Raw genomic sequence first — 20,624 nt, forward strand, 5'->3', positions numbered from 1 at the left:
CACATGGCCGAGCGTCGGTGGGCAGGAGCGGCGCCCGATTGTCGCGGCGCGTGCCGCGACGACGGAATCAGCCATCCCCGCGCACGCGAGACGGTGTGGCCGGGTCGGCTTCGTCCCCTTCTGCTGCCTGCAGGATCCGTTGCCAGGCAAAAAGCCAAGGGATCCGCTCCTGCTCCAGCCGCACGCCGGGGCCGAATTGGCCCTGGCGCAAATCCCGGTACAGGGCGGCCTCGGCCGGATCCAGGCGCGGCAGATCCGCTGCCTGGGCCGGGCGGGCCTCGTGGCGCCACAGGGACTCGTGCTCGCGCAACGTCGTTTCGTCCATCAGCAGGGAACGGGTATGGGGCAAGTCATGACGCAGGCGATCGAGGATGGCCAGGCCGTGGGTGTCGATGTCGCCCCAGTAGTGAACGGGAATCGCCGCCAGCCAGGGAATGGCCGCGAACACGTCCACCGCATAGCCCTGGCCCATGAACACCACCGTGGCGGGCAAATCCGTGAAGGCCAGGCCGGTCTGCAGGTTTTCGACGATGAAGGCCTGCTGCACCGGAAGCGCCAGGGCGGCCACCTCTTCGATGGGCGCTTCGAGATTGCCGATTCCCCCGAGATGGCGGCGCAACGCAGGATCGAGCACGCGCAGCCGCAGACGACCGGGCAAAGGGCGCAAGCCGGCGAGCTGATACAAATCTCGTTGCCCCGGCCCGGCGCCACGCAACAGGCCGAGCCACTCCGCAAGGAGGCGGCGGTGACGCTCCAGCCACTTGCCATCCACCCCCGGCACGGGCAACTGGCGGAGATAGAGGCCGGAAGCGGGATGCCTGCAGCCACTCGAGCAGCCCGATGAGGCCAGCGAAGTCCGCTTCTTCCCATTCGGCCAGCAGCGGCCAGTTGCGCGTGGCCAACTCGCACAGCGCAGGCCAGGGCTCGCCGATCGTGGCCAGCCGGGCGCGGGCCAGGGTCCGGCTTTCCCCGAGCATCGCGCAGGCGGCCTCCGCATCGCCGAAACGGATCCGTGCCGGCAGGCGCTGGGTGCCGAGGCGGCGCCAGCGGCGTTCCACCCATTCGATCTCGCCGGGTCCGCGCCAGTCCTGCCAGGCTTGTATCCAGCGGCGCACGGCATCGCTCTGGATCAGGGCCTCGTCTTCCGAGGGCATCCCCAGGGGCAGGGAGAGCGGCCACGCACCGCCGCCGCGCAGCCAGTCACCACGCTGACGCTCGAAACGCCGCTGCAGACGCGTGCGCAGTTCGTCCGGATCAAGCAGAAAGCTCTTGGCCATGCCGGGGGAGATCGAGCCGCTGGTAGGTTGCGTCGTACTCGATGGCCAGGGTGGCCGAATGCCTGCGATCGGTGATGTCCACGAAACAGGCGCCGCCGATGAAGGGCTCCAGGGTCATCACCGCCTTGAGCGGCGTGGCCACGATCATCTGGAAACCGAATTTCTCGAATACGCCCATGGCCTGCTCGGTGAATTCGTTGTCGGCCTTGCCGAAGGCTTCGTCGAGCACCACGGCGGCATAACGCGGCAACTCGCCCTCGCTGCCACCGAGCTGATAGCGCAGCGCGACAGCCAGGCAGGTGGTGGCCAGCTTCTCCCGCTGACCACCCGACTTGCCGGCACCGGAACGGTAGAGTTCCACTTCCCTGCCCTCCAAATCCTGCTCGACGCCAATGAACTCCACGTGCTGACGCACGTCCAGCACCAGATCGCGCCAACGCCGGTCTTCGGGGGTGTTGCCGGCAAGCCGGCCGACCAGTTCCTTGAGTTGCAGAAAGCGCCGTTCGGCAGCCTGGCGATCGTCCTGCCAGGCATGGCTGAGCACGGCTGACACCTGCTGATTGAACTCGCGCACGTCGGGCAACTGCCGATCCCGCACTTCGATGCGCAAGCGCGTGCCGGTATTGAACTCGGCCTCGGCCAGGCCGGCATTGACGGTTTCCATGCGCACGTGGATGTCCTTGCGTGCCTGCGACAGCCACTTGTTGAGCGCCGCCAGGTTTTCGCTGCTCTGCTCGCGCAGCATGTCGAAGAAACGCTTTTCGTGTCGCGGCAGGCCGTCGTGTTCCAGGCGCTGCAACAGGGCCAGGAAATCGGACATGGCTTCCAGGGTGGCGTCCATGTCGGCGCTGGCTTCGGGCCATTCGCGCCTGAACCCGACCAGGATCGCCTCGATCTTCCGCTGGCAGGCGGCGCGTTCCTCGCGGCGCGCTTCCAGTTCCTTCTGAATGGCGCGTTCGATCCGCGTGCGCTGCCGGTCCAGTCGGGAGAGCGTCACCGATTCCTCCAGCGCCTCGAAACGGCGGGCCAGTTCCTCGCGCACCGCCTGCTCCGGCTCGGGCAGGGCGGCCAGGTTCTGTTCAGCCGTGGTGATCTCCTGGCGGTGACGATCCCGCTGCTTTTCACTCTCCCGCTGCTGCGAACCCAGTTCGATGAGCCGGTCGTCGATCGCCTTCAACTGCTGCTCCTGCACGGCGATGCGCTCGCCCAGTTCGCGCAGATCGCGGTTGCCTTCACGCAGGGTGGCTCGCTGTTTTTCAATGGCCGTCACTCGTTCGAGCGCCGCGCCCACGTCGATCTCGGACCATTCGAGATTGGCCAGCCGCTGACAGGCGAAGACCTGCCGTTCTTCCTGCTCCCGTTCCGCTTCCAAGGCCTTGAGCCGCTGGTCGCCCTCGGCGAGGGCGGCGCCCAGTTCGCCGGCACGCTGGCGAAACAGGGCCAGTTTCTCGCGGTTGTCGAAGCCAAGCACCCAGCGGCGGGGATCGTCGATGCGGTGTCGATCGTCCTTTTCGTGCCGGCTGCGGCCGTGGCGCACCTGGCCGGCCCGGGTCAGGGCCCGTTCGCTGGCGCGGAAATCCCGCAGGTTGTCCACGCAGGCGTAGTCGAAGCGCCGATGCAGTTCGGCCTCCAGCCATGGCTGGAACACGGTCGGCTTCACCTCCAGCTTGTGCACCAGCGACTGCGGCCCCGGCGCCACGCCGCCGGCCCGGGCCTCGCCGACGCGGTAATAGACCAGCCGCCCCCCCAGTGCCTCGCGTTCCACGAATTCGGTGAGGGCGGCATAGCGCTGCGCATCCACCAGCAGCGAGAGGGCGAAACCGTGCAACACGCGCTCGATGGCGCCGCGCCAGTCGGACGCCTCCTCGCGCACCTGCAACAGTTCGCCAACGAAGGGCAACTCGCTCTCGGCACAATCCAGCCCCTCGGCGATCCGGCGGCGCAGCGTGAGCATGTGAGAAGGGATGTTGGACGGCTGGCGCTCCATGGCCGCGATTTCGGCCCGCACCTCGGCGAACTCGGCCTCCCGGGCCTTCAGCTCGTCGCGCAGGGCATCCCGCTGTGCCTGCAGCCCCTGCTTGCGCTCCGCCCACGCCTCGATGCGCGCGCGGGCCTCGCTGATCTGTTCGCCGAAGCGTTCGGGCCCGTCGGCCAGGGTCCAGCCCAGCTCCCGGCAGGCTTCCTCGGCACCGCGGCGCCGGGCCAGGCGCGCGTCGCGCTGGCGTTCGGCCTCGCGCTGCTGGGCTTCGAGCTGCTCGATGCGATCCCCTCCCTGCTCCCGATGCCGGGCCTGCAGTTCGCGCAGAACGGCCTGTGCCTGCTCGCGCATTTCTTCCTGCCGGCGGATTTCGCCTTCGAGGCCGAGGATTCTTGCCTCTGCCCTGGCCACGGCCTCGTTCAGCAGGCCGATGCGCAGACGCTCCACGTGGGCGTCGATCCCCTGCAACAGCCGCTCGCCCTCGGCGATGAGCTGCTCAAGCGCCTGCAACCGTTCGTGCGCCTCCCGGGCCGGTCGCAGCATCTCCACCTGGCGGCGGGCGGTGACCACTTCCTGATGGGCGGAATCCAGCTCGCCGAACTCGGCCACCAGGCGTTCGGCCGCGTCGAAGGTGTCGGGCCGGTCGAGCATGAACTCGCGCAGAAAGGCGTTCAGATCACCGAGGTTTTTCGCCGACTGGGTCTTGTGTAGCAGTTTCAGGGCCTGTTCCGACTCGATCTGCAACAGGCGGCGAAAGCGTTCGCCGTAAGGGCGGAAGGTATCGCCGAAATGGTCCACGTCGGTCAGGCGTCGCTTGAAAGCGCGCACGTCGAGATCGAACTCGCCCAGCTCGGCGGCAAGGTCGAAATCGCGCTCGGCGATCAGAAAATGCTTGCGCACGTCGGCGGTGGCCGTGGCGGCACCCTTGAGCCAGTAGAGATGCACCAGGCTGACGCGCCGACCCTCACCGTTGGCGAAGGTCAGCACCAACGCCGACCAGGTGGTGCCGCGGCGCAGAAAATGGGTGGCGATCTCGCCGGAGGCGGTATCGGTGCGATCGCCCTAGGCGCCGCGCACGTAGGACACCAGGTTGCGATCCCGCCGGTGGCGCTCGCCTTCGCGGGCCGCGGCGTTGTAGCTCAGCCACTGGGGTGGCGTGAGCAGCGTGGCGATGGCATCGAGCAGGGTGGACTTGCCGGAGCCGGAACGGCCCACGAACAGAAATCCCCGCTCGGCGATGGCGATGTCGTGCAGACCGTGGAAGGTGCCCCAGTTGTACACCTGCAGGCGGCACATGCGGAACTGCCCACGGCGCGCCGCGGCCTGCGGATCCGTAAACAGATCAGTTTGACTGCGCATCGTCCGCCTCGCCGGCATCACCGGGGATCAGGCGCGCATAGATCCGCGACAGTTCGGCCACCTGTTCGGCCGAAAACAGCAGCCTGAGGGTGGGCGAAATCTCGAAGCGCCCTTCGCTGTTGCGGATCGCGGCGATCAGGTTGTTCTTCTTGGCCTTTTCGATGGCCGCCTTGGCCCGCCGCTCGAAACCGGCCTGATCGGTATTCAGTTCGCGCTCGTACAGACGCATCTGCTCCAGCATTTCGTCATGGGACACCACCGCCCGTTCCCCGCGCAGCTCGGCATCGGCCAGTTGCCCGTGCAGATACAGCAGCAACACCGATTCGAGGAAGGTCAACGGCGCGCGGCGCAGCAAAATGGGGGTATCCAGCTCGCCGGTATCGGCCTGGCGCACGAAGGCCACCTGGGCGTCGGGATCGATCACCAGTTCGAGAAACAGATCGTGCAGCCGGGAGGCGACCACCTCGCGATGGCGCAGCAGCACCGGCCAGAGCCGGCGGTGGCGCCGGCCGTCCAGCGAGGGCCCGGAAAGCAGCTGCACCAGCACCCGCCGGGCCTCCAGCGGCAGCCGCCCCGTATCGGTGGGATACAGCGGCTCGCTCGTCTCCGGCTCCGGCACCTCGGCAGCGGGAATCTCATCCGGTTCGGACATGGCTTTCCTTCACGAAATACAGGCGGGGAATACGCGCGCAACGGCGCTGGCCGTCACGCCCCGTCCAGCATACCCGATCCGTCTCCTCGCCGGCATACCCGTCCCGCGAGGCCAGCGCCAGCAGCCCCACCACCGAGCCCAGTCCCTGCTCGGCCGGACAGGCCTCCAGCACCTCGGCCACGGACACCTGGGGCCGCGTTTCCAGCAGGGCGGCGACCTGTGCACGCAGGGCGCGGAAATCGATCTCCGACTGGGCCACCAGCTCGCTGACCGATTCGAGCGAAAGGGTCATCGCTTCCGCCTCGACCATGCCGCCGGCCGACCGCTCGCGCTCCGGATCGTGCAACTGCCACTGGGCCACCGAATGGAGGCGGGCGCTGGTGAGATAGAGGGAGAAGTCCAGCTCGCGGATGGGCGAGACGTGCTCGCGGGCCTCGCGGGCGCGGCGCTGGGCCACCCGCAACAGGCGGTGCAGGCGCCGCTGCTCCCGCCACGCCTGGCTCTGCACGAACTGCTTGAGGCCGCGGGCGAACTGCTGCAGTACGTCATGCACCTCGGCACCGTTGTCGAGCAGGGAACGGGTCAGCTGCAACAGGAAGCGGCGCTCGCCGACATCCAGTTCCCGGGCAAACTCCCGCGACAGCACCCGCTCCAGCGCCTCCTCGAAGGCCAGGCTCTGTTCCGGATCGGTCAGCAGGCGCCAGAAGGCGCGAAAGGTGCGCCCCGCCTCGCTTTTGGCCACCACGTCCACGCCGGCGAAAACCTTGTCCAGCACCTCGCCCCGGCTGCCCTCGTGTTCGACGATCCGCTCGCGCAGCTCCCGGTTGATGCGGGCGAACTCGTCCCGCACGCGGCGAAAGTCGCCCAGCAGCTCCCGCGCCAGCGCCGTGACCTCGCGCACCCGTTCCCGGGCCCGCTCGGCCGGCAGCGGTTCCAGCCGGCCGGCCCGCACCGCCTCGATCTCCGCATCGAGCCGTTCCCGCTCCCGCAACAGGATTTCCAGACGGGCCCGGGGATCGGTTTCGGTCTGCTCCGCCAACTGCCGGAGCTGATCAATCACCAGCGACAGCCGCGACTCCGTGGCCACCACTCGCTGCTCCTCAAGCCCCTGCACGAAACGCAACGCCCGCACCGCCGCCGCACTCAGCTCGTACTCCTCCTCCACCGCTCCCGGCGGAAAACTGCGCACCAGATACCCGGCCCGCAGCCAGGCGGCAAGATAGTTCTCGGGCGTCTGCGGCAGCACCTCGCCACCGGCGCGCAACTCCTCGATGGCCCGCCGCACCCGCTCCAGCAAAATCGACCCCGGCAATCGCCGCTCCTGCCCACCCAGAAACGCCCCGAGCAAGCCCAGCGCCACCGGCGCCTGATCCAGCGCCAGCAGCGCCCAGGCCGACTCCCGGCGCAGGCGGCGATTGGCAATGACCTGTCGGACGGCTTTCATGAAACGAGGCTCCAGGGCCCTACTCTAGCACCGTTACTGCTGAAGAGCGCCCTGATAAATTGAGTTGTATAGATACATGTTTTATACCATAATTATACCAAATGGATTTTGAATACGACCCAGACAAGAGCCGACACAATTTGCGCAAGCACGGTATCGATTTCGAAACCGCCCAGCATCTGTGGGACGACCCTGATCTACTGGAAATCCCCGCCCGGACGGTTGACGAACCACGCTTTCTGGTCATCGCCAGGATCGGCGAAAAACACTGGTCGGCAGTCGTTACCTACCGCGAGAATCGCATCCGGCTGATCTCCGTAAGGCGATCCCGCAAAGAAGAGATAGCACTTTATGAAAACGAAATCGACGAAAGCAGCTGAATTCGATCAAGCCTTCGAAGAAAACAAAGACATCACGGACCTGCTCGACCTGGAGAAGGCTCGCCGCCCCTATTACGCAACGCGCAGAGTCAACGTGGACTTTCCCGACTGGATGATCCGGGCACTGGATCGTGAATCCCGACGCCTGGGAATCACCCGCCAGGCACTGATCAAACTCTGGATCGCCAACCAACTGGACCACAAACGGGTCTCATAAGACACGGGAGTTACCCCTCGAATAGTCTGGACACACATTGGGCACAAAAATAGGCAAGCACATTCCGGGAGGGTTGACGTTGCCAGGCAGCCTCCTCTTGTCTTGTATGCACGTTTGGCGCACACTTTGTATATTACGGAGATATTCCCATGGCCAACGCAGAAACCGTCAAACAAGCGCGCATGCACATCCGCCTCGATGCCCTGTCCAAACAGAAGCTGGAACGGGCAGCCGCCTATACCCACAAGAGCCTGTCGGAGTTCGTGCTCGGCCAGGCCCTGACCGCGGCCGACCAAGTCATCCACGAGCACGAAACCCTCACCCTGAAGCAGGCCGATTGGGAGGTGTTCCTGGACGCCTTGGAGAATCCTCCTCAGTCCAGCGCCAGGCTCAAGCAAGCGTTTGCCGAACATAAAAAGCACGTCCAGCGGTAAGGAACTCTCTGCTTGGATCTCATCATCACGCCACTCGGAAAGCAGCACGACAGGAAATCCTTCGACTGCGGCGAACCCTCCCTGAATCAATACCTGAATCCGTGAGTTCAATATCGCACGGATCCGCTCTGACTCGGCGATTTCCGGCTTATTTCGTACAATACATGGAACTTGTCCATCTCACTTGCGGGGTGAGTCGTGCGCCGTTTCATCATTGAACAAACGACTGCAAATCTGACCTCTCACGCGGGGCTTGCGCTGGTCGGCATGGCGCTGAACCGGCACAGCGGCCTGGCCGACCAGGTTGACCGGCAGGTTCCTCTGCGACATGGCATTTCGCATGGTGACGTGCTGCGGACCTATATCGGCCTGCTGAGCCTCGGCAAGAGTGACTTCGAGGCGGTCGAAAATGTCCGGGAGGATGAATTCTTCGCCGAGGCGCTGGGGGGGTCGACGGTGCCCTCGGCGGTGACCTTGCGCCAGCGCCTTGACGCGCGGGCGGTGGATTTTCTCGGGGTAGTGGAACAGGCCTCGGTGGATTTTCTGCGCAATGTCGCGGCCCAGCCGACGGCACTGGACACGGGCACGTGCCGCTGGATGCCGACGTGACGCCGTTCGACAACTCCGGCACCCGCAAGGAAGGGGTCTCCCGAACCTATCATGGCCATGATGGCTATGCCCCGATGGCCGCCTATCTGGGGCGGGAAGGGTATTGCCTGGAGTTCGAGCTGCGCGAGGGGAAGCAGCATTGCCAGCAGGACACGCCCGCGTTCCTCGCCCGGGTGCTCAGGCGGGCACGGTGGGTCAGCGAAGCCCCGCTCCTGCTGCGCCTCGACGGCGGCAACGATGCGCTGGAGAACATCGACGTCGTGCTTGCGCACAACGAAGACGACGCGGTGGGGGTGGACTTCCTCATCAAGTGGAACCCCCGCCGGGAAGACCCCGCCTACTGGCTGGATTATGCTGAAAAACACGCCCGTTTCACGCATCCGCGCCCCGGCAATCGGGTGGCGGTCTTCGAGCATTGGGTAACGCGACGCCGCCAGGGCTACGAATATCGGCTGCGCCGGGTGCTCCGGATCACCGAACGCACCATCGACAAGAAGGGCCAGGCGCTGCTGGTGCCCGAGATCACCCTCGAGGGCTGGTGGACGAGCCTCGACCTGGCGCCGGAGGCCGTCATTGCCCTGTACGCCGACCATGGCACCTCGGAGCAGTTTCACAGCGAGTTCAAGACCGACCTGGACATCGAACGCCTGCCTTCCAGCAAGTTCGCCACCAATGCGCTGGTTCTGGCTTGCGCCGTTCTGGCCTACAATATCCTGCGCTGGCTCGGACAAACCGGATTGACCCGGCCCGGCGGTCCGGTACGGCACCGGGCAAAGCGCCGCCGGATCCGTACCGTGATGCAGGAAATCATGTATCTGGCAGCCCGTTTCATTGAAACCGGGCGCCGCCTGAAGCTCGGCTTTGGTCGCCGGTGCCGGGCGGTGGGGATTTTTTCCGACCTGTACCATCGTCTTGCCTATGGATAGCCCCGCGGTCCGGGACCACGACGAAACCGATGACGGGCAACAAGGCTCGCGTCGCGGCATTGCGCCCGATGGGCACGCTGGCAGCGTCGGACAGCCATTGCACGCATGACCAACGGCATCTCTGCTCTCGATACCGTCGATTCAATCAGCATTTGTTGTTCGCCAGCCGGTATTTGAATGTAGGGTCTTCCCCAATTCGTGTGGGTAGCTTAGGGTACTTCTCATGAGAGATCGAGACCTGTACGCCCGGATTCTGGGTATTGAGAGCCCTTGGCAGGTGCAGGATGTGGAATTGCACCTGAGCGAGGGGGAGGTGACCGTTTACGTGGGGATTGAACCGGATGCGAAGCTTGTCTGCCCGCATTGCGGCAAATCCGCCCCTCGTTACAACAAGCGGACCCGAAAATGGCGTCATCTGGATACCTGTCAATACCGGACGGTCCTGTGTGCGGAGGTTCCCCGTGTATCCTGCCCCGAGCACGGTGTCTGCCTTATCCAGGTTCCCTGGGCCGAGTCCGGCAGCCGCTACACGGCCCTGTTCGAGGCCTTGGTCATTGACTGGCTGAAAGAGGCTGCCCCCAGCGCGGTAAGCCGGCAGCTGGGTCTGAGCTGGAATGCGATTGACGGCATCATGCAACGGGCGGTGGAGCGAGGGCTCGGGCGGCGTGATGCGGAAAAGTGCCATGCCCATTTGTGCGTGGACGAGACCACTTTTCGCAAACGGCATGACTACGTCACGGTCGTGACCGACCGGGAGACGGGCGAAGTCATTCACGTGGGTGACGACCGCAAGAAAGAGACGCTGGAGGCGTTTTACGCGGGGCTGGATGAAACCCGGAAGACGGCGATTGAGAGCGTCTCCATGGACATGTGGCCGGCCTACATCCAGGCCACGCTGGCCGCGATTCCCGGTGCGGCGGAGAAGATTGCCTTCGACAAATTTCATGTCGCCAAGGCCCTGGGCGAGGCGGTGGACAAGGTGCGCCGCCAGGAGCACAAGGCGCTGCTTCGCGAGGGTAATGCCATTCTCACGGGCAGCAAGCACGCCTGGCTGGCCAACCCCGAGAACATGAGTCGCAAGCAGTGGCGAGATTTTTCCACCTTGCGAAACGCGAACCTCAAAACGGCTCGGGCCTGGGCCATCAAGGAGCAGGGCATGAGCCTGTGGCATTACGTGCATCGGACCTGGGCCGAGAAAGGCTGGAAGCGCTGGTATGACTGGGCCATTCGCAGCCGCCTGGAGCCGGTGAAGAAAGTTGCCAGAATGGTCAAGACGCACCTGTGGGGGATTCTGAATGCCATTATCCTCAAGGCCTCCAACGGGCTGGCAGAGAGCACGAACAGTCGCATCAAACTCATCAAGGTTCGTAGCCGGGGCTTCCGCAACAAGGCGCGATTCCGGGCTGCCATCTACTTCCACCTGGGCGGGTTGGATCTCTATCCTGAGGCCGCCAAGGCGTTACGGACCCACACGAATTGATGAAGAGCCTGAATGTAATGCCCCCAACAGGGTAACTTTCATATCGGAAGGCACGGATTCAGGTTCTATCCATTGCGGTTCTCCCTATCGGCAGCACAAAACGAGCGGCAGGAATGAACAGATTTTCTTCTGTGTGTTATCTGTCGCATTATTTGCATCGAACCGATGCTGGCGTAACCTGATCCTCACAATCATCCGCCGCAGGCCAGCTCCGCGCCAGTCTGACAAAATTCTACCGCAACCGACCGCACTTATTAAAATGAATTCACGACAACCATTTCTTGATCGAATCAGCGTAGCACAAATCGTTTCTGCAGAAGTTATCAGGAATGTTGCTGATGATTCGACCCTGAACAATCAACATCTCGCGCACTCACATGAACGCATGCTTCTTGCGCGATCAGTCGATAATTCCGGTAGGCAGGCCTCCCCTGCTGCGCCTCTCGCCATGCAGGGCAAGTCGACACCCGTACTGGTCAAGTAATCTTGGTCATTCATATAGGACGGATATGACACCCTCCGCATTCCTCAGCCACTGCCAGGGGCACGTAGCTGGTCGGTAACGAACCAGATGAAAACTGGCGAGTTGATGGAAACAGGCGGCCTTCATGCGTCATTGGTATCTTAGGTACAACACCTCACACCACCTATCCAAGGCTGATTTTACCCGATTTTCCAGCTGACACCTGTATTTCCCACCTGGTTTCCTCCGATCCCGCTTTCACCGGCAAACGGCCTCAGGGGCGGAAATTTGCTCATTTTTTGCAGGTTTCACCACTACGGTGCTCATCCCCGACTGGCACACCAGGCGCTCAAGGGCAGAGTACGATCCTCGAGCCGCTCCAGATACCCCAGCCTGCAATGGAAACTGGGTGCATCGGTGCCATGACGCCGGCGCCATTCATGGCGTGCGAGAGTGGCCAGTGTTCCCACCTGACGACGGATCCCGGAAAACCCCGGTGTTCGATACAGGCTGTGCAGGGCTTCTTGCAGAAATTCGGAAGAACCCAAGCGGCACGCCTGAATAATCCGGGTTCGCCAGGCCTCAAGACATTGCCGTGTCATGCGCCAGGTCCAGACCAGGCCGCCGCCATGTTCACTCTTGCGCGTAACACGAACCAGTTCGTATTCATCCCCGATTCGCAGCCGGTGACGGCGATCGGTGATGGCGTGCAGTGTTTCCCGTTCGTGGACCAGGCCATTACCGTTCGTCACGAGTAGCCACCAGAGCAAATCGTCATGCTCGGGTCGGGTCAGGAAAAACAACCGGGAATTGGCGTTTCCTTTCCTCTTGGCGTATGCACGCTGGTTGGCGTTGCGGTCCACGTGATAAAGATCGGCGAACTTGTCGGCAAGATGCGCGGCGCGCGTTATCGGCACTCGTCCGGACGTGTGCCAGACATGGCCGCGGATGGCAGCATTGAGGAGGCGCTGCATCAGGACCGTTTTGTGGGTATGAACTGGTGGATCATACATGGGGTGTGTCTCCAGACAGTGAGCTTGTCACGTATAGCGAACGCCGTCGAAAAGCTTCGTGATGCAGCGGGTGGGTATCCAGGGCAGCAACAGATGCGCGCTTGCGCGCATCGGAGCGAGGCAAGCCGGAGAGGCTTGCAAGTCTTTGATGTAAAAGCTTCATTTGAATCGGCCGGTAGCCGATTCAAATGAAACTACTGGAGATTCCAGAAGGGACGCCAGAAATGGCGACCCGGTACCTATACGAGACAGGACACTGGTGCATGTACGTTGCACGACGGACATGACCGGGGGCCTGGCTCACCACCACCTGTGGGGGGCCTCACCAGCCCCCGACACCACCGTCACTGCCCCGAACGGGGCACGGCCGGACCACCAATCCGGTCAGGCCGGGACCACCAATCCCGGCTGAGCACGCGCTGTAGCCGTATGCCCGTAATTGGGCTCGTACGGCCGCGACGGGCGCTCCGGGCTGCAATGCCCGGTTCGACCCAATCCACACTGAAATGGTGAGATTGGGCGACGCGGAAACGGGCCGGAGGGGGATATGCAACTGCATTGAAACCGAAGGAACCCTGTCGCAGATGAAGGCGGTGGAAATCCCCACCGGGGGGTGCTCGAGAGGATACAACCCGGTCCCGACTGGTGGGCTTCACGCATGGCGGGAAACCGTCATGATGTCGCAAGGGGAAACCTGGAGCGACTGGTACCAACCGGGGGAACCTGGGTGGATCGATGCATAGCTCAAGCCAGTAACGGCATCCCCGGAGGATGCTGTCGGGTAAGCGAACGAAGCCAGTGCCGGTCCTGAAGTGGCCGGTTGACTGAAGCTGGAAGTGTTCATGACGGTAAGGGAGGCGCTTTGGAATCTCTGCCCCCTGAAAACCAATTGGCGAGGTGGAAAACACCACGTCATGAACATGAGGCGCTGGCTAGATAGGGTTTCCTGAAAAACCCTAACCGACTGATCTGAATAGAGAAACCACGAATTTTCCGCTAAAATGTGCAAGGAAAACCACCGAATCCTGCCAAAACCCTTGCACCTGGAAGGAGCGCCATGTACCGCAAGCCCCCCTGCCAACCAGCTCGCGTTCGAAAACTTTGACCTGCCGTTTGGCGGCAAACTGAACGGAGAAAACCGGTGGGTCCGCCTGGCGGAGCTGGTGCCGTGGGAAGAGGTCGAGGCCGTTTATGCGAAACAATTTTCGGAAAAGGCGGGCGCACCGGCCAAGCCGGCCCGCGTGGCGTTTGGGGCGCTGCTCATCAAGGAGCGACTGGGCCTTGGAGACGAAGAGACGGTGGAGCAGATCCGGGAGAACCCGTACCTGCAATACTTTCTGGGTTTTCACGGTTTCAGAGACGAGCCGCCGTTCGACCCCTCCATGTTCGTGTACTTCCGCAAACGCTTTTCCCTGGAAGACTTGAACCGGCTCAACGAAATCATCGCGAGCGGCGGCCTGAGCCTGGAGGAAACCACTGCGGATGATGAGGATGGGGGCGACGACACAGGCAGTTCGTCAGGCGAAGACGATTTGCAAGGCAGGTCTTCGTCATCCCACCCGGGCAACCGCGGCAAGCTGCTGCTGGATGCCACCTGCGCCCCGGCGGACATCCGCTATCCGACCGACATTGACCTGCTCAACGAAGCGCGGAAGAAGACCGAAGCAATCATTGATACGCTGTTTGAGCCACTGAAGGGGAGCCGACGCAAGCCGCGCACCTACCGGCGCAAGGCACGCCGTGCGTATGTGGCCTTCATCAAATCCGGCCGGCGCACTGGACGCGCGCGGCGCAAGGCATTGAGGCGGCAACTGGGGTATGTGAAGCGGAATCTGTCGATTATTGACGCGCTGAGCGAAGAGGTATCGCTGACGCTGCTGAGCCCCCATCAGTATCGAAACCTGCTGGTGATACGGGAGCTGTATCGTCAGCAGCAATGGATGTACGACCATGGCAGCCGGCGGATTGCCGACCGCATCGTCAGCATCAGCCAGCCGCACATCCGGCCGATCGTGCGCGGCAAGGCAGCCTCGCCGACCGAATTCGGGAGCAAGCTGTCGGTGAGTCAGGTGGACGGATTCGCCTTTCTCGACCGTCTGGACTGGAACGCCTACAACGAATCAGGAGACCTGGTTGCGCAGGTGGAAGCCTACCGCAGGCGGTTTGGTCATTACCCGGCATCGGTGCACTGTGACAAGGTATATCGAACCCGGGCCAACCGGGCGTATTGCAAGGAGCGGGGCATCCGTCTGAGCGGGCCACCGCTGGGTCGACCACCCAAACCGTCGGAGGCCAATGAAGCCGAATTGCGCGAACAGGCCCGGCAACGGCACGAGGACGAAGTGGCCCGCATCCCGATTGAGGGGAAATTTGGACAGGCCAAGCGGCGCTTTGGTCTGGGCCGCATCATGGCCAAGCTGCCTCGCACCAGCGAGGCGAGCATTGCCATCATCTTCATCGTGATGAATCTGGAGAAACGCCTGCGGCAGATTTTTTTGGCTTGGATTTCGTTGCTCTGTACCCATCGAATTGGCGCACAGGGCCGAGGAGGGGCAGGTGTGGCGTGCCTGGCACGCTGACCACCATCGTTATCCCGCTGCGTGGGCGTAGTCGGGCAACGTCGGTTACAGCGGGCTGGCAGCGGGATGGCAATTTTTCAGGAAACCCTAGGTACTGAAGGATCAAAAACTTGTAAGCCCTTCAAATACCTAGAGAAATTTGGCGGAGAGGGAGGGATGTGATTATCGACGATATAAGCCGTTGAAAATAAATCAGATTTTCACCCTAGGCCCCTTAGTTGTAACACCACATAGTAACACCTGCAGTGTCTACGATTTTAGCGAATTCACACTGGTAATCAAGAACCTGTTAGGAGTGTTAGGAGCTGTTAGGAGCAAGTAAATATCCCCCGGCAAAGCCGGGGCTTTAGTTTTGTGAGCCGCTCAAAGCGGCAAATATCTGAGCCGCCTAAAGTGTATTAGTTCAGACCCGATCTGACACCTCACAGTTGAAAAAGTGAGGGTTACCGGTTTTGATGGGGGTGCGAACCCAACCCAATCAAAACACGACGGAGGTAACCCTCATGTTGCATAGTAGCGAACGAATCATCAAACACAAACTCGGCTTGCTGAATCTGGCCGAGGAATTGGGAAACGTCTCTCGAGCCTGCAAGATCATGGGGCTGTCCCGAGATACCTTCTACCGGTATCAGAAAGCGGTCGAGGAAGGCGGAATCGATGCCCTGCTGGAGCCGGACCGTCGGCGCCCGAACCCCAAGAACCGGGTGGCGCCGGAGGTCGAAGAGGCGGTGGTGGCGTATGCCATTGATTTTCCGGCCCATGGCCAGGTCCGAGTCAGCAACGAACTGCGCAAACGGGGGATCTTCGTCTCCCCCACCGGCGTGCGCAGCATCTGGCTGCGCCACGAGCTGGCCAACTTCCGGAGCCGCCTGAAGGCCCTGGAGGCGAAGATGGCCGCCGAAGAAGGGCTGATTCTGACGGAAGCCCAGGTCCAGGCGTTGGAGAAGAAGAAACTCGACGAGGAGAACCACGGCGAGATCGAAACTGCCCATCCCGGCTACCTGGGCTCACAGGATACCTTCTACGTGGGCACCCTCAAGGGGGTAGGCCGTATCTACCAGCAGACCTACGTGGACACCTACGCCAAGGTGGCCCACTGCAAGCTGTACACAACCAAGACGCCGATTACGGCCGCCGACCTGCTGAATGACCGGGTACTGCCCTTCTACGAAGCCCAGGGCCTGCCTGTCCTGCGGGTCCTCACTGACCGGGGTACCGAATACTGCGGCAGGCCCGACACCCATGACTATGAGCTGTTCCTGGCGGTCAATGATATCGACCACACGAAAACCCGGGCCAAATCTCCGCAGACCAACGGGATCTGCGAGCGGTTCCACAAGACCATTCTCCAGGAGTTCTATCAGGTGACCTTCCGGAAGAAACTCTATGAGAATCTGGCATCGCTCCAGGCCGACCTGGATGAATGGCTGGAGTACTACAATACGGAACGAACCCACCAGGGCAAGATGTGTTGTGGGCGTACCCCCATGGCAACGCTGGAGGACGGCAAGAAAATCTGGCAGGAGAAGTTCGTAGGCTGAGCTTGACCTGACAGTCGCCCCCGGAAAAACCGGTAACTGTCAGATCAAGTCTGAACTACTACACCTAAAGGCGGCTGTTAGCGCAACAATTCCATCTGGTCCAGTCGCTTATCTTCCTCTTCCTGATGTCTGATATAGGCTCGTATCACTTCTTCATCATGCCCTACAGTGGATACAAAATATCCACGCGCCCAGAAATGTTGACCAATAAAGTTTCGTCTTCGTTCTCCGTAAACTCGCGCTATATGGATCACACTCTTACCCTTGATGAATCCAACTACCTGCGAAACAGCATATTTCGGCGGAATGCTGATCAGCATGTACACATGATCCATCATCAGATGCCCTTCCTCTATTCAGCTCTCCTTCTGCTTCGCCAACTGGTGAAACACCTCCCCCAAGTGCGGCCTTAGCTGGCCATACAACACCTTCCTTCGACACTTCGGGATAAACACCACATGGTACTTACACTCCTACCGCGTGTGACTTAAACTCTTGTAGCCCATCGGATTTCTCCTCTGTCGTGTGCTTGGCGGCTCACGACTGGGAGTTTTTCCGATGGACTCCCGGATCTGTCAAACTTCTACTGTCTCCCCGGCAGAGCCGGGGGTTTACTGTCATAAATAATACGCTTCGGCCACCGCCAGGTCCACGTAACCAGACAGTTGCAAAAATTCGGCACCATTTCCCGCCGAAACGGCCTATATGCAGAACGAAACGCGGTTTGCGTCGCGGTTTCCGGATTCCACCAGAGGTGAAATCCAGAAACGGTCCGATACGTAGCCCGGATGGAGCGTGACCGGAATCCGGGAACGGTGTCCCCCCGGATTCCGGCCCTGTGGGCCTGCATCCGGGCTACACAATGCCCACCTGCCGTGGCCGAAATTTATGCAATGATCAGGGTAACGCTTGCAAATCGCTGTCACCCGATGCCAGCTCTCGCCTGTCAGGCGCGCCACTGCCGAAAAGGTCATCTCCCGTGCCAGCGTCAGCACCAGCGCCTCGAACAGCAGCGTAAACCCTTTCAGGCGTCCTGCCCAATCCAGCTCCACCAGACGAACCGAACCGTCTGGCAGCTTCACCCGGGGTGTGCGCACCAGCAGAAAACTCTCGTGCTGGAAAAAATTCAGGTGCCGATCACGCTTTTCCACCGTGTCATGAACCGGATGGAACCCTTCGACTCCCTCAATGGAAAACCGGCTTCCGGGAGAAAAATCGATACGAATCGTCACGTCTGGGCCGACGTGTCCAGGTCCACTGAAGAGACATGCCATGGTGAATGAATGCCCAATGCCGCTTCGAACAGCTTCGATTCCATACCCGGTATAACCCTCCTATGAACGTGGATTCTGTTCGTGAACAGGGTAGACTACCCACTCGATTTTCAAAAGAGACTAAAATATTAGTCTCCCACGAACCCAATGGTGCGGGATGGATAGCGAATCCGGTACTCCTCGCACAGCTCCCGTAACAGTGATGCCGGAGTGATGGATTCACGCATCACCATCAACCGTCTCACCGGTGGGCGAAAATCTCCCACCACCAAACGGTCCATCCCGGCCAACGTCCGTATGACTTCTTCGGGCAATGAAACATCCTCACCCCCATTGTAACTGATGATGTGATGGAACAGTTCGATCCGCTGGCTGTTGTCGAGAGGATGGAAGGCCACCTTAAAATCCACACGGCGGATCAGGGCCTCATCGAGCGCTTCGCGGAAGTTTGTTCCGAGGATCAAGATGCCGGGATAGGCTTCGATCTGCACCAACAGCTCATTGACCTGGGAAACCTCCCAAGCATGATGTGCCACATCCCGGGAACGGATGAAAGAATCTGCCTCATCGATGAGCAATACCGCCTCCTCTGCGGCACTGCGTGCGAACCAAGCAGCGATTCGCTTCTCGGTATCGCCGACATATTTACTCAGCAGGTCCGACGCCCGAACCTCCAACAGATCTTTTCCAGCATGTTTGGCAACCTGATAAGCCAGCTCCGTCTTACCGGCGCCCGGTGGCCCTTCAAACAACAATCGAAGTGACTGCGTCTCTTTCAGAGCCTTGAACAGTTGTTCCACATCCTCTGAGAGATTCAGGTAACGCATATTAAAAGGCGGTAGACCTGACTCACAAGTCTGGCGCAGGGGAGGCTCCCCTACCGCAGACAAATAGCCATCTAAAATGGTGCGCATACCTTCTTCTACCCGATCAGCCAATACTGTTTCGGCCGCCTGTCGGACCAATGCTACAGGCAAGCGCCGCTCAGCAAGCTGCGCAATAAACCCATCACTCACCTGCAACTGAGCACAAATCTTGCGCACCTGTTCCTTTCTTACCTCGAGCGGTGGAATAGAAATCCTCAGGATCAAGCTGAAGCGTCTCAGATAAGCCGGGTCCCAGTCGTCCGTTGTATTGGTAATCCAGATTGTGGACACTCCAGCACCATCCATCAGCGCCGTGATTCTTGCCTTGCTGGTATAGCCTCCCCCCCCAATTCCCATATGTATCACCGGAGAACCGAAAATACTCTCTGACTCGTCGAAGAGGATCAGGGTTTTATCCTGATTCATCCGAAAAAAGGCCTGCTTGAGGCGGTAGTCGGAGAGGCGAAAGGGATCAGAAAGATGGTCACCGTCCGAATCCTCCACTGCCACGGTCACCAGTTGCTTACCCAACGCCTTCGCCATAGCGAAGGCACAGCTGGTTTTGCCTGTTCCCGGCTCCCCCACCAGTAACAGGTGGCGCGCATCACCCTTCGCCGCTCCGTCCATCAGGATGTGTTGCGCCAATTCAATTTCGTTCTGCATATGCGCATAATCATTCAGAGTGATGCTGTCGTCGAAATCGATCCGAGGGCTCAGATGACGGACAAAACCTTCACGATCCCTGATGTCACGACTCAGCAACCGGCGTATATGCTTGCTGAGAACGACCCCCTCTTCATCGAGTACGGAATAAAATCCTCCACCACGGAGGAGTACCAGACCAGACTCCTCCAGCTGATGAATAGCCTCTTCGACAGCGCTCAATTCCTGTTCAGTTAACACCGCCATTACTTCCAGGTGATCAGACACCATCGGATTCAAAACACATTCATCGAGCAAACGCCGGGTCGGTTCATTAGCCATAGCAACACACAGGTAACGAGAAATCGTCTTGTGTACCGGCGTATGCATGCCAAGCGCTTCCAGCAAGACATCCAGCGATTTGAACAGCGTTGAATCCTGTTCAACCAGCCGGGCCAGCTGTGCCTCATGCGCTTCCAACAGACGTGTCAACCACTCATCGAGCTTTTTCGGTGCTTTGGGAAAGCTCGCCCCTTTGGACAATCCCAAAAACTGACCGGCAGATCCGGACAACTCTTCAACAAGATTATTTCGGGTTTCCTGCCCAGCGAGGTAGAGCAATGCGCGCAGGCGGTACACATAAAGCATGCACTGCCGCAGATCGGATGTTTGGACACCCACGACCTCCTGGTTGCCGCTTCCGCCAGCGATTTCCTCCTCCCGGACCGTCGAAACCGCCTCCTCGGCAACTTTTTTTCCGCGATCAGCCCCCCACGCCACCAGCATCGTTATTCCCCGTTTCAACCGTTTAATGCCCATTACGCCTCCTCTCGACTACGGATTTACCTGCCACTGTCGCAACAAGCAGTTTCCGTGCAAATGTCAAATAATCGGTAGCCTCCTTCATGCCTGTACACCCCCAAACTGGGGATCCGACACAGAGATGTATTACCGTAGTGTTGCCAAATTATTTGGCGACAACCACTGACAATGAGTCAACAGTCGAGAAGAGCAAGATACTCACGCCCGCCAGCGCAAAAGCCGAAGCCACCCGGCTTTCGCATGAGCTACTCACCGGGCATGCTGGCATCCTTGCCCGGCTATTCGAGTGCTCGTCCCTGAGCACTACCGGAAACGGGCTCATGGATAGCCGCAGGCCACGCTGACTCACCCCGTGGGGTGAGCCACTCCGGGCGCCGCGGTCAGCCTGGCGAGCCGAAACCCCCTGTTGTTGTTCCGGTTGTCCGGGGTGTTCCTGTTGCGGCATGCGGAACGCAACCTGCCTGGTTTGTTGTTCCATGAGCCGCCGCGCAACACCCGGGGGCCGATGGCCCGTTCCCACGGGAAAACACGGTCGATTCGAAGATAGCCTGCCGCAACCCGTCGGTATCGGCCTGCCGGGCATGGCCGATCCAGCTCTGCACGCTGGGGTTGAAGTCCGACCACTGCATCTTTCCCTCGGCGTAGGCCCTGGCGAATCGCCGCAGACG

14 protein-coding genes and 4 pseudogenes are annotated in these 20,624 nt (G+C 60.9%); 7 read left to right on the top strand and 11 right to left on the bottom strand.

Translation table 11 applies throughout. The features are described from left to right. Window positions 1-67: 67 nt before the first annotated feature. The 6 genes and pseudogenes from ACZ5BH_RS00480 to ACZ5BH_RS00505 form a co-directional block, all read right to left on the bottom strand. Window positions 68-781, bottom strand: a complete 714-nt coding sequence (locus ACZ5BH_RS00480) for a Wadjet anti-phage system protein JetD domain-containing protein (RefSeq protein ID WP_464891230.1) — start codon at window positions 779-781, stop codon at window positions 68-70. Beyond that, a pseudogene (locus ACZ5BH_RS00485) lies at window positions 782-1,277 on the bottom strand (DUF3322 domain-containing protein); the annotation flags it as partial. Then, entirely contained in the window at window positions 1,255-4,242 is a 2,988-nt protein-coding gene (locus tag ACZ5BH_RS00490) for an ATP-binding protein (RefSeq protein WP_464889976.1), read from the bottom strand. The pseudogene ACZ5BH_RS00485 and the gene ACZ5BH_RS00490, both read right to left, overlap by 23 nt. 75 nt (window positions 4,243-4,317) lie before the next feature. Then, a complete protein-coding gene (locus tag ACZ5BH_RS00495) occupies window positions 4,318-4,614 on the bottom strand; it encodes an ATP-binding protein (RefSeq protein WP_464889977.1) in 297 nt (98 codons plus the stop codon). Next, a complete protein-coding gene (locus tag ACZ5BH_RS00500) occupies window positions 4,598-5,266 on the bottom strand; it encodes a DUF4194 domain-containing protein (RefSeq protein WP_464889978.1) in 669 nt (222 codons plus the stop codon). The genes ACZ5BH_RS00495 and ACZ5BH_RS00500 overlap by 17 nt, the downstream gene beginning before the upstream one ends. Then, entirely contained in the window at window positions 5,250-6,710 is a 1,461-nt protein-coding gene (locus ACZ5BH_RS00505) for a DUF3375 domain-containing protein (RefSeq protein ID WP_464889979.1), read from the bottom strand. The genes ACZ5BH_RS00500 and ACZ5BH_RS00505 overlap by 17 nt, the downstream gene beginning before the upstream one ends. 101 nt (window positions 6,711-6,811) lie before the next feature. Between ACZ5BH_RS00505 and ACZ5BH_RS00510 the strand changes: the two genes are divergently transcribed. The 5 genes and pseudogenes from ACZ5BH_RS00510 (at window position 6,812) to ACZ5BH_RS00530 (ending at window position 10,756) form a co-directional block, all read left to right on the top strand. Continuing rightward, window positions 6,812-7,090 carry a BrnT family toxin gene (locus ACZ5BH_RS00510; protein WP_464889980.1) on the top strand — a complete coding sequence of 93 codons (279 nt, stop codon included), beginning with the start codon at window positions 6,812-6,814 and terminating at the stop codon, window positions 7,088-7,090. Window positions 7,091-7,121: 31 nt separating this feature from the next. Then, window positions 7,122-7,307 (top strand): type II toxin-antitoxin system BrnA family antitoxin, encoded by a 186-nt coding sequence (gene brnA, locus ACZ5BH_RS00515; protein WP_464891231.1) that lies wholly within the window; start codon window positions 7,122-7,124, stop codon window positions 7,305-7,307. A 149-nt stretch (window positions 7,308-7,456) separates the two neighbouring features. Continuing rightward, window positions 7,457-7,741: a type II toxin-antitoxin system TacA family antitoxin gene (locus ACZ5BH_RS00520; protein WP_464889981.1), complete on the top strand. Its 285-nt coding sequence runs from the start codon at window positions 7,457-7,459 to the stop codon at window positions 7,739-7,741. A gap of 198 nt (window positions 7,742-7,939) precedes the next feature. After that, a pseudogene (locus tag ACZ5BH_RS00525) lies at window positions 7,940-9,276 on the top strand (IS1380 family transposase). A 223-nt stretch (window positions 9,277-9,499) separates the two neighbouring features. After that, window positions 9,500-10,756, top strand: coding sequence for an ISL3 family transposase (locus ACZ5BH_RS00530; RefSeq protein WP_464889982.1), 1,257 nt, complete (start codon window positions 9,500-9,502; stop codon window positions 10,754-10,756). Window positions 10,757-11,542: 786 nt separating this feature from the next. Here ACZ5BH_RS00530 and ACZ5BH_RS00535 read toward each other — a convergent pair. After that, window positions 11,543-12,232 (bottom strand): hypothetical protein, encoded by a 690-nt coding sequence (locus ACZ5BH_RS00535; RefSeq protein WP_464889983.1) that lies wholly within the window; start codon window positions 12,230-12,232, stop codon window positions 11,543-11,545. A 1,001-nt stretch (window positions 12,233-13,233) separates the two neighbouring features. Here ACZ5BH_RS00535 and ACZ5BH_RS00540 point away from each other — a divergent pair. Both ACZ5BH_RS00540 and ACZ5BH_RS00545 read left to right on the top strand, forming a co-directional pair. Next, entirely contained in the window at window positions 13,234-14,811 is a 1,578-nt protein-coding gene (locus tag ACZ5BH_RS00540) for an IS5 family transposase (protein ID WP_464889984.1), read from the top strand. Window positions 14,812-15,314: 503 nt separating this feature from the next. Further along, window positions 15,315-16,352: an IS481 family transposase gene (locus tag ACZ5BH_RS00545; RefSeq protein ID WP_464889278.1), complete on the top strand. Its 1,038-nt coding sequence runs from the start codon at window positions 15,315-15,317 to the stop codon at window positions 16,350-16,352. Between the two features lie 77 nt (window positions 16,353-16,429). Here the strand turns inward: ACZ5BH_RS00545 and tnpA are convergent. From tnpA to ACZ5BH_RS00565, 4 genes and pseudogenes are all read right to left on the bottom strand, one after another. After that, window positions 16,430-16,810, bottom strand: a pseudogene (gene tnpA, locus ACZ5BH_RS00550) (IS200/IS605 family transposase). Window positions 16,811-17,248: 438 nt separating this feature from the next. Then, window positions 17,249-17,670, bottom strand: a pseudogene (locus ACZ5BH_RS00555) (helix-turn-helix domain-containing protein); the annotation flags it as partial. 84 nt (window positions 17,671-17,754) lie between these two features. Continuing rightward, on the bottom strand, window positions 17,755-19,953 hold the full coding sequence (locus tag ACZ5BH_RS00560; RefSeq protein ID WP_464889985.1) for an AAA family ATPase: 2,199 nt from the start codon (window positions 19,951-19,953) through the stop codon (window positions 17,755-17,757). Between the two features lie 348 nt (window positions 19,954-20,301). Beyond that, complete coding sequence (locus tag ACZ5BH_RS00565; protein WP_464891232.1) at window positions 20,302-20,580, bottom strand: SUMF1/EgtB/PvdO family nonheme iron enzyme; 279 nt, start codon at window positions 20,578-20,580, stop codon at window positions 20,302-20,304. Window positions 20,581-20,624 lie beyond the last annotated feature (44 nt).

The sequence above is a fragment of the Thioprofundum lithotrophicum genome, from assembly GCF_055387065.1.